This window comes from Paenibacillus agaridevorans, assembly GCF_003112455.1.
In the GTDB taxonomy this organism is placed as follows: domain Bacteria; phylum Bacillota; class Bacilli; order Paenibacillales; family Paenibacillaceae; genus Pristimantibacillus; species Pristimantibacillus agaridevorans.
On sequence record NZ_BDQX01000175.1, the window covers coordinates 1 to 10,629 of the forward strand.

The following is a 10,629-nucleotide window of genomic DNA, read 5'->3' on the forward strand; positions in this document are numbered from 1 at the left end:
CCTGCCTATGCAAGCAGTAAACCCGTCATTATATATGGAACTTCGATTACGCAAGGGGGATGCGCCTCCCGGCCGGGTATGGCTTATACCAATATTCTCAGCCGTATGATTCCGATGGAGTTCGTAAATCTTGGCTTCTCGGGGAATGGAAAGGGCGAACCGGAGCTCGCGCATATTATTTCGGAAATCGATGATCCGGCGCTTATTATTCTTGATTATGAAGGGAATACGGGCGAGGCCGGCAACATCGCACGAACGCTGCCTGCTTTTATCCAAATATTAAGAGAGCGTCATCCCGAGGTCCCTATACTTGTAGTCTCCAGGATCAGCACTGCCGAAGACCAGTTCTATATGAAGAGAAGGGAGCTTAATGATCGCCGCAGGCTGATTCAGATCGAGAATGTGGAACAGAGGCGGAAAGAAGGTGACCATAATATCCATTTCGTTGACGGCCTTAAGCTGCTGGGCAATGATTCCGCCGAAGAATGTACGGTTGACGGAACACATCCAACTGACCTCGGATTTTTGCGCATAGCACAATCGCTTGCACCTGTCATTAAGTCATTGTTGCGACTGTGATTAACAAGATAGATGAGATGAACAGCCGAAAAAGGAGAGGATTTGAGTGAAGTCTCAAAGAAGAAGACTGCCTTTTATTATGCTGGCTTGTATCATTGCGGGGGTTGTAAGTCTTAGTTACGGAATTTTGGTATTCGCGTCTTCAGAGAAAGAAGGTGTTGATTCTACTAAAGAGAGAGCCGAGTACTTAGGAGCTTCCCTGTTTAAAGGTCACATGCATACCCATACATCTCTTAGCGATGGGATATTGCTGCCTAACGATGCTTACAATTTTGTGAAAGCAAATACGGATTTTGATTTTTATGCTGTGACTGAACACGACGTCACTTATGACATCAGTACGGGCAGTGATTTTATTACGAATGTACAGGACTCTTATTCAGAAGAATACAAGCTGCTGCATGAGCAATCAGATGCTCACAATCGTGATAACGAATTTATTACGCTGCCTGGTACAGAAGTGACTTGGTATGATGAATCGGGCCATATTAACGTATTTAATGCCCCATGGTTTGCAAGAACACATGGAGTAGGTGCGGATGGCACTTGGGGCTGGAGCGACATCAAATACGATTTGCCAACCTTTTACGCAAGACTTGCCCAAGATCCTAACGCGATTGCTCAGTTTAATCATCCACGTTCGTCGGGAAATTGGAGCTTTAATGAATTTAAACACTATAACCGGGATGTTGACAGAAACCTGAACATGATGGAATACAAATCCTCCAATGATTTTGCGATCTATACCAAGGCGTTAGATCGAGGCTGGCATGTATCCCCTGTGTTTGGCGGAGACGAGCACAAAGGAAACTGGGGGATGGTACAGCCCCATGTGACCGGAATGTGGGGGGATAATCTCACAAGAGAAGGTCTTTACGAGGCGATGCGAAATCATCGCACCTATGTATCATTTGATCGTAATTTAGAAATGGCGGTTTCGGCAAACGGTCAGATGATGGGGGCGATCCTTCCAGCCGATACAAATGAAATTAGTCTTCATATACGAATAAACGACCCTGATGCCACTGATCATTTGGATAAAGTCGTTGTGTACAAAAACAGCGGCGAAATCGTCAAGGAGTACAGCAATATTGCCAGCAATCCATTTGAAATGCAAGAAACCTTTGCAAGTACGGATGGGGACTATTTCCTCGTTAGAGCTTTCCAAGGGGACGGCGAAGAAGCTATAAGTGCTCCAATCTGGATTGGCGAGGAAACGAGGGGCACGGTGCATGCGCCTGAAATTACGGTGCAAGGACAATATCCGGCTACGATTAAGCTTGGGGATCAAGTAGAAGTGCTTAGCGCTTCGGCGACGGATAATCGCGGTCAATCTTTATCGGTGGAAGCGATCGTTCTTAATGATAAAGGAGAAGTAGCTGTTGCAAATCGGCAATTCAAGGTCGAGATGTACGGGGAATATTTCATTAAGTATGTAGCAACCGACTCTCAAGGAGATACGCGTGTTGAACTTATTCGCTTGCTTGTTGATCAACAAACGCTGGATGCCGATAAAATATTAAATGAATTTCAACCTATTGTTAATGTAGGTGCAAACGAACATGAAGTTGGCATCAATTTGGTGACGGATAAGGCATTAGAAACGTCGTATGTTCAGTTTAAGCCGGAGTCAGAGGCGACGTGGGACAATGCTGAAGCGGTCCAAGCGGAAGTTTCGTATTTTCAAGTCGCCTATGGCGATACGTTTGCCAAGAGCAACTATCGCGTGCTTGCAGCTCATGAAGCGAACTTAACAGATCTCGATTTAGGGACAACCTATGACTATCGATATGGGGCTTCGCCGACTGGACCTTGGAGCAGCAGTTATAGCTTCAGGACCGCGCCAGCTACAGAAGAAGCCGTCATGTATGTGATGGGGGATCTTGAAGTTCCCGATCGCAATCCGGAAAGCTTCCAACTCTTTACGGATATGTTGGACGTTCTGCGGGAGAAAAACGCAAACGGACAGACTGTGATTCAAGTCGGCGACTTGGCCTGGCTAGGCGGCAATCATTATGCTTGGAATGATGTGTTTACCAACATTTACAACAACGATTTGGCTCTTGTTTCTGCTCCTATTGTCGGGGATCGCGAACATGCGACGGAGCGGAAATTCGGGCCGTACTCCGGATTTTTTAACCTGCCGAAGAATGGCGGAGGCAGTTATCGGGAAACGAATTATTCATTTGACAATGGCGATATGCATATCGCTGTTCTGAATTCTATGGTGGATTTCGACAAGCAGCTGTCATGGCTGGAAAAAGATATGCGGGCAACCGATAAAAAGTGGAAAATCGTCATGGGGCATTATCCTTATTATGGCGGTCAATCCGGCGATGAGACCGGGATGGATATGATGAGAGCGAAATTGTCTCAAGCATTCGAACGGCTTGGCGTGAGCTTGTACATTGGCGGTCATGATCATGTCTACAAACGGACAACTATACGTAACGGTGAAAAGGATGTATCGGAAGAAGCGATGAATCTAGGTACAACTTTTGTGACGGTTGGTTCATCAGGTCCAACATTCCATGATAATAAATCATTTGACTGGGATCATATCGTTTACGATGAAAAGAAGCAGACAGGCGTTATTTTAGAGTCAAACGATCAATCCCTCACTTTGAAAGCTTACAATAGCGACGGGTTAGAAATTGATTCATTTACGATGAAACAACCTGAAAATTATTTGAACTTAACGAGCGCCATTATAGAAAATAATGTCTTGAAGGGCGTTGGGGTTTTGAATTACCCGAGCGGGGTTGAACGTGTCACCGTTATCGGGGAGAAACGTGATCATACAGGCGAACAGCTGTTGGAAACGGTTATTCAAGAAGCGACACTAGAACATCTCGGACGTGAACAAATCATCCTATTGGACAACCCTCTTGCATTTGGCGATGAACATACGATCGTCGTAAGACTGGTTAATAATCCAATCGATAGAGAACCGTTAACGGACCCGTTAATCGCTAAAGAAGGAATGCTGGGCGATGGTTCGGAAGACAACCCATATCAAATCAAAAGTGCCAGCGGACTTCATAAAATGCGTGAGTTTCCGGACAAACATTTTATTTTAGATCGGGACATTGATGGCAAGGGTCTGTTTTTTGAAGCAATTGGCGCGAATGACACGCCATTTACCGGGCAGTTTGATGGGAGGGGACATACGATTACAGGCGTTGTTGTCTCCTCGGGCGGCGCGGGTCTCTTTGCTATTAATGAAGGGACGATTCGAAATGTTGGAATAATCAATGCCGACATTGATGTACGCCGAAGCAATATTGGGATCCTGGTCGATCAGAATGACGGAATCGTGGAATATGCTTACAGCACCGGATCTATTAGAGGCAATTCTACGGTTGGCGGGCTTGCGGGTTTCTCGAGCGGTATCGTAAAAAACAGTTATTCTACTGCTCGCGTCAGTGCACGAGGCAAGCAAGCCGGCGGTATCATTGGGATTACCAATCGGGGCAGTGTAACGGAACAGGTCTATGCCATGGGAGCAGTTATAGCAGAAGAGTCAAATGCCGGCGGTATCAGCGGATACGGATATAACAATACGGTCATTCGAAATAGTATGGCATTAAATCCGTCAGTTGTTACAGGTACGGCATCCAATCGAATTGTCGGCAGAGTGTTAGCCGGGGATACAGCCACTTTAGTCAATAATTACGCCGATGAAAATATGTTCGTTAGCAGCGAGAATGTTACAGTGAATGATCCGAACAATGAAAAGGGTCAAGGGGTCGGTTCACTCGTATTCGCGAAGCCATCCTTTTTCATAGAGACCCTCGGTTGGGATTTCGATTCGATCTGGACCTGGAGTGAAGAGGCCAAACGTCCATTGCTGCAAAGCAATTTGGAACAAATTAACGAAGACAATATGCCTAAGCCGAAGCTTGATCAGAACGAAGACGGATATTATATCATCCGTTCAATTAGCGACTTGGGGATTATTTCTGAATTTCCGAATGAAAATTATAGACTGGAAAACGATCTTGATTTTGAAGGGAAGCTTTTTGAACCCTTATTTAAGGGGACGCCTTTCCTTGGCATTTTTGATGGAAATCATAAATCGTTATACAACTTTAAATCAGAAAATGGCGGCTTGTTCCATCTAAATGGCGGGACGATTAAAAACATAGCTATGGTAGATGCAAGCGTAACTGGCGGGAGTAATATAGGCATACTCGTTAACACGAACAACGGAACGGTAGAAAATAGTTATGCAACGGGTTCGATCGAAGGCTCCAGCACTGTGGGCGGTCTAGCGGGCTATTCCAATGGCATCGTGAGAAACAGCTATTCGACTGCAGATGTAACGGCACAGCTGAACCAGGCTGGCGGTCTGATCGGAATTACAAACTCAGGCAGCTTGACGGAAAACGTGTATGCATCCGGAGCCGTTCAGGCGCTTAGAAGCAATGCAGGCGGAGTGACTGGCTACGGCTATAATGATACGGTCGTCAGAAACGTTATGGCTCTTAACCCTTCAGTCGTGACTCCAACTATGGCGAACCGTGTGGTGGGACGAGTTCTTGCCGGGCATACCGCAACGCTTGAGAATAATTATGCGTTCGATGGCATGATCGTGGATAAAGAAGGAGAAAGTATCGCCGCTGCCAATAATAGAAAGGGTTTAGGGCTATCAAAGCAGCAAGTCGAAGACCCTATTACGTATACCGATAGACTGAATTGGGATTTTGAGTCGGTCTGGATGTGGAGCGATACGTTAAAGCGTCCGGTATTAAGCAGTAATCCTGAAGAGGCGAAAGAGCCTGTCGTGCCATTGGAAAGAAATGAAGCAGGTTATTACAAAATCAAATCCATAGCTGATCTGAACGTGATGGAAAGCTTCCCGGCGGAAAAATATATTTTGGATCAAGATTTGGATTATTCCGGACAACCGGCCGAATCACTATTTAAAGTGGTTTCCTTCACCGGCGTTTTCGATGGCGACGGGAAAAAAATAGTTAACTTTAATTCCGCGAGCGGCGGCTTATTCCATCTAAATGGCGGAGTGATTAAAAATATCGCTATGATAGATGCCAGCGTCACTGGCGGGAGCAGAATAGGCATACTCGTCAACACGAACAATGGCGAGGTAGAGAATAGTCTTTCAACAGGCTCCATTACGGGCTCCAGCACAGTGGGCGGGCTAGCAGGCTATTCCAACGGTATCGTTAGGAACAGCTACTCTACCGCGGATGTAACCGCCCAGGTAAGTCAGGCCGGCGGAATAATCGGAATAACGAACGCGGGCAGCTTAACGGAAAACGTGTATGCGTCCGGAACCGTTCGGGCGATTACGAGCAATGCGGGCGGAGTGACTGGCTATGGATACAATGATACGGTCGTCAGAAATGTCATTGCTATAGGTCCTTCGGTTACAGCGCCAACGATGGCGAACCGTGTAATGGGACGGGTTCTTACGGGGCACACCGCCACTCTCGAAAATAATTATGCATTTGACGGCATGATTGTAAATAAAGAAGGTGTTGCTGAAGGAGCATTAACAACGCTTAAAGGATTAGGTCTATCTGAAACGGAGATAGAGACTCCATCCACCTATACAGACAGATTAGGTTGGGACTTTAACGCGATCTGGAAATGGGATGATGTTGCTAAACGTCCTGTTTTACAATCGGTATCGGAAGGCGACGAAGAAGAGCCCGTTACCCTGATTGAGCTTGAGCTCGAAGGAGCGGCTGTACTGATCGCTGGAGAGAGCGATCAAACGACGACCATTGCAGTATACAGCGATGGAAGCCGTGAAAAGGTAGAGACGGACGTCACCTATACAAGCAGTGATCCAAGTATTGCGGAGATCAGCGCTGGCGGCGTAGTAACGGCGAAATCGGAAGGGACCGTGCTTATCGCGGCGGAGTATGAGGGCTTGATTTCATCCTATGAGCTAGTTATTGTTAAAAAGGACGTTCCGCCTGAGCCTGAATTGATTCGGCTTGAGCTTAGCGGATTGGATCCGCGTATGCAGGCGCATTCTACCTTAAGTTTAGTCCTTACTGCAATCTACGAAGATGGAACAAGGCAAACGATAAGCGAAGGCGCAACGTACACAAGCGGCAAGCCGCGGACGGCATCTGTATCTGAATCTGGCGTTGTAACCGCTCACCGTCCAGGTGCGGTCACGATTACCGCATCCTATCAAGGAAAAACGGCTAGCTATAAGGTGAGAATTAACGCAGCGGGCGGTATTTCCTTTACTCCGTAGTTATGCCCCATTATTTCTATTTAAAATGGAGGAAACAGAATGAAAGCGGCAAAGCCACTTGTAATCGCGCATCGCGGTGCTTCGGCGGAGGCTCCCGAAAATTCTTTAGCGGCATTTATGCTAGGTGTCAGGCAGGGATGCGGTATGATCGAGCTGGATGTTCATCTTACCAAGGATAAGCAGGTCGTCGTTATTCATGACCACACATTAGATCGCACGACTAATGGCGCAGGCGACATCGCTAATCTAAATTACAAAGATATTAAGGGTTATGATTGCGGCAAGTGGTTTAGCGATCAATATGCCGGGGAATATGTTCCTCTGCTAGAAGAAGTGTTGACGAAGGTACCTGCAAATGTACAGTTTAATGTGGAAATAAAAGCTGCCGAAACGCCCGGGATGTTAGATCGCTTAATTGACGTATTAAAAAAAACGGACCGGATCGGAGGTACAGTCGTATCATCGTTCCATTATGGATGCTTGGCAGAGCTAAAAGTATTATTGCCTGAAATTCGAATTGGCTTGCTTTACGATCTCGAGGCTGCAGATTTCAAAAAGTTCGAGAACGAATCGGGAGTCGAGGTGTTTTCGCTGCATCCGCACCACTCGCTTGTAACAGAAGCCTTTATGGACATTGCAAATCATGCGGGCAAAACCGTTTATACGTGGACTGTTGATGAAGAAGCGGATTTGAAAAGACTTATTGAATTGGATGTAGCAGGCATTATTACAAATAAGCCCGAGCTATTAAGAAGGGTGCTGGAACAATAATCGAGCATTAGAAGAAAGGGCCATCTCATGGCCCTTTTCTACTGAATAAATCCCCATTTCCGTGTAGGCAATGGCGAAAGGGTGATAGTCGATGTTAATGGAGATGGAAAGCGTGTGGGAAATATCCTGGCTGGATTTAACAATCCGTATGGTTTTATCGGCGCTGCTGGGCGGCCTGATCGGCATAGAACGCGAATGGAGCAACCATGCGGCGGGCTTCCGTACGCATATTTTGGTCTGTCTCGGCTCTACAACCATCATGCTCATGTCTAGCTACGGCTTTGGTCAATTTATCGACGAAGCCAATGTCCGAGTCGATCCTGCAAGGCTGGCGGCGCAAGTGATTAGCGGCATCGGTTTTCTGGGGGCCGGCGCGATATTGCGCAATGGCAATGTGATTAAAGGATTGACGACGGCGGCATCGATCTGGACGGTGGCTGCGATCGGTCTCTGCGTAGGCGCAGGCTTCTATACAGGCGCGCTGGTGTGTACACTGATGGTGCTGATCAGCTTGTATGTTCTTAACAAGTGGGAGAAGGTGTTGCTGCGCAATCGTCGGTACCAGTCAATCGAACTGAAGGTGATGGACAGCCCCGGATTGTGGGGGCGAATTGCCATGGTGTTCGAAGAGAATAACATTCGAATATCGAATCTGATGATCAAGCAGGAACGGATAGAGTTCCGGCGCAGCGACGAAACATCGGATGCCGATGGGGATTGCACAACGCTTCAGTTCAAATTGAAAGGCTTCAAGGCCAGCGATTTTCTGAAGGCGATGGAAGAGATCATGAAGCTCGAAGGCGTTCTGGAGATCGATTCTGAAAGCGTGCTCTTTGTGGACAAGCAGGCTGCCAAGCTCCGGGGCAAGGGCAAAAAGATCCCGGTTTCTTCGTAGCGATATCCGCAAAGACTCCCACCCGTTCAGCCCCCAGGCGCCGATTGTGATACAATAGTGCAACAAGCAAGTCTGAGGGCGGAAAGAGGGCAAGGGGAGCATGAAGGGGAACAACGATTTTCTGTCGCGCAAAAAAAGGGAGCTCGGCGTCGAGCTAAACGAAGTGCAGCGGAAAGCCGTCCTGCAGACGGAGGGACCGCTGCTTCTGCTTGCTTCGCCCGGATCCGGCAAAACGACGACGATGATTATGCGCATCGGCTACATCATCGAAGAGAAGGGCGCGGACCCTTCGCGGATCAAGGCCGTGACGTTCAGCCGGGCGTCGGCGAGGGATATGAGGGACCGGTTCGCCCGGTTTTTCCCCGCGCTGCCTCCCGTCGATTTCTCTACCATTCATAGTCTCGCGTTCGAGATCGCGAGAGAACGGCTGTGGAGAGACGGCACGTCGTATCAGATTATCGAGGGCAGGACCGAAGAAGAAGAGGACGGGGAGGCGCTCGGCGAAGAAGGGCTTCCGCTGCACAAGCGGATCATTCTGCGCAACCTGTTCAAGCGCGTAAACGGCGAGAATATAACGGATGATCAGCTGGAGGAGCTTACGACCTTTATCAGCTACGCTAAAAATCGAATGATTCCCGAGGCCGATTGGGACTCCGTTAAGACGGATGTCGCGAATGCCGGCGATATTGCGAGGGAATATGAGAATTTCAAGCGGACTGGTCATGCAAAGAGGCTCATCGACTTCGACGACATGCTTACGATCGCCGAGGAGTCGCTGGAGCGGGACGCCGCCATGCTGGCGAAGTACCAACGGCGCTACGACTACGTGCTGACGGACGAAAGCCAGGATACGTCCATGGTGCAGCATGCGATCGTCGAGAAGCTGGTCCGGGGTCATCGGAATCTGTGCGTCGTGGCCGACGACGATCAGTCGATCTATAGCTGGCGGGGGGCGGAGCCGTCCTATTTGCTTAACTTCAAGGAGAGCTACCCCAAGGCCGCGATCCTGTTTATGGAGCAGAATTACCGGTCGGACGGGGGGATCGTGGAGGCGGCGAACCAGTTTATCAAGCGGAACAAGAACCGTTATCCCAAAAATATGTTCACGAAGAACGGGGCGGGGGACAAGCCAAAGTTCAAGCGATTCTCGGACTACCGCAAGCAGGCCAAATATCTCGTGAAACGGCTGCAGCGGGAAGAGAAGCTGTCCGAGACTGCGGTGCTGTTTCGCAACAACGCTTCGTCCATCGTGCTGATGAACGAATTCGACCGCGCGGGCATTCCCTTCTATATGAAGGATGCGGACAACCGCTTTTTCTCCCACTGGGTGGTGGAGGACGTGCTCAACTTTATGCGGATGACGTTTACGGATCGGCGCGCGGATCTGCTGGAGCGCATTCATCTGAAGCTGAACGGTTACATCAGCAAACATCAGATGGCGGTGCTCAAGGAAATTGACAACAACGAGTCGGTGTTCGACAATCTGCTGCAGTTCGTCAAGCTGCATGACTACCAGACGAAGCCGATTGCGGATGCCAAAGAGACGTTCCAGGGCATGCGGGGCATGCCGCCGAAACAGGCGATCGCGGTCATTCGCGGACGGCTGGGATACGAGAAGGCGCTGGAGAAAATGTGCGAGCGACTGGGCTTCCGCAAAGAGTATTTGATCGGCATTCTAAACACGCTGGAGGAAATCGCCGACGGGCTGGAGAGCATGGAGGACTTCGCGGCCAGGCTCAAATATTTGGAGACGTTGCTCCGTACCGCCAAGGGCAGGCGGGGGCAAAATGCCGTCACCTTCTCCACGTTTCATAGCGCCAAGGGGCTGGAGTTCGACCGCGTCTATATGGTGGATCTCATCGACGGCATCATCCCTTCGTCGGAAGATGCCAAGTATGCCGGACCGCATAAGAAGGACGGCGGCACGGGCGAGCAGCCTCTAATGGAAGAAGCGGTACGGCTGTTCTATGTAGGCATGACGCGGGCGCGCTATCATCTGGAGCTGATCTCGTACAGCAAGCGGGACGGCGAAGAGACGGCGGAATCCTCCTTCATGGAGGCGATGCGCGATATCGTGGAGCCGGAGAAGCGTGCGGCGGAGGCGAAAGCCGTCGTGGCCAAGCGGCTGGCGGCGGGCGGGGAATTTGCC

5 protein-coding genes are annotated in these 10,629 nt (G+C 49.1%); all 5 read left to right on the top strand.

The features are described 5' to 3' along the window. Window positions 1-579: SGNH/GDSL hydrolase family protein (locus tag PAT3040_RS17620; RefSeq protein WP_258235024.1), on the top strand; the 579-nt coding region annotated here is incomplete at its 5' end. 46 nt (window positions 580-625) lie between these two features. Further along, the gene (locus tag PAT3040_RS17625) at window positions 626-6,814 is read left to right on the top strand and encodes a CehA/McbA family metallohydrolase (RefSeq protein WP_258235025.1); all 6,189 of its coding nucleotides are present in this window, start codon (window positions 626-628) and stop codon (window positions 6,812-6,814) included. Between the two features lie 39 nt (window positions 6,815-6,853). After that, on the top strand, window positions 6,854-7,585 hold the full coding sequence (locus tag PAT3040_RS17630) for a glycerophosphodiester phosphodiesterase (RefSeq protein WP_108993762.1): 732 nt from the start codon (window positions 6,854-6,856) through the stop codon (window positions 7,583-7,585). A 91-nt stretch (window positions 7,586-7,676) separates the two neighbouring features. Then, window positions 7,677-8,480, top strand: a complete 804-nt coding sequence (locus tag PAT3040_RS17635) for an MgtC/SapB family protein (RefSeq protein WP_258235026.1) — start codon at window positions 7,677-7,679, stop codon at window positions 8,478-8,480. Between the two features lie 100 nt (window positions 8,481-8,580). Continuing rightward, a partial coding sequence (locus PAT3040_RS17640; RefSeq protein WP_108993763.1) for an ATP-dependent helicase occupies window positions 8,581-10,629 on the top strand: 2,049 nt, incomplete at its 3' end.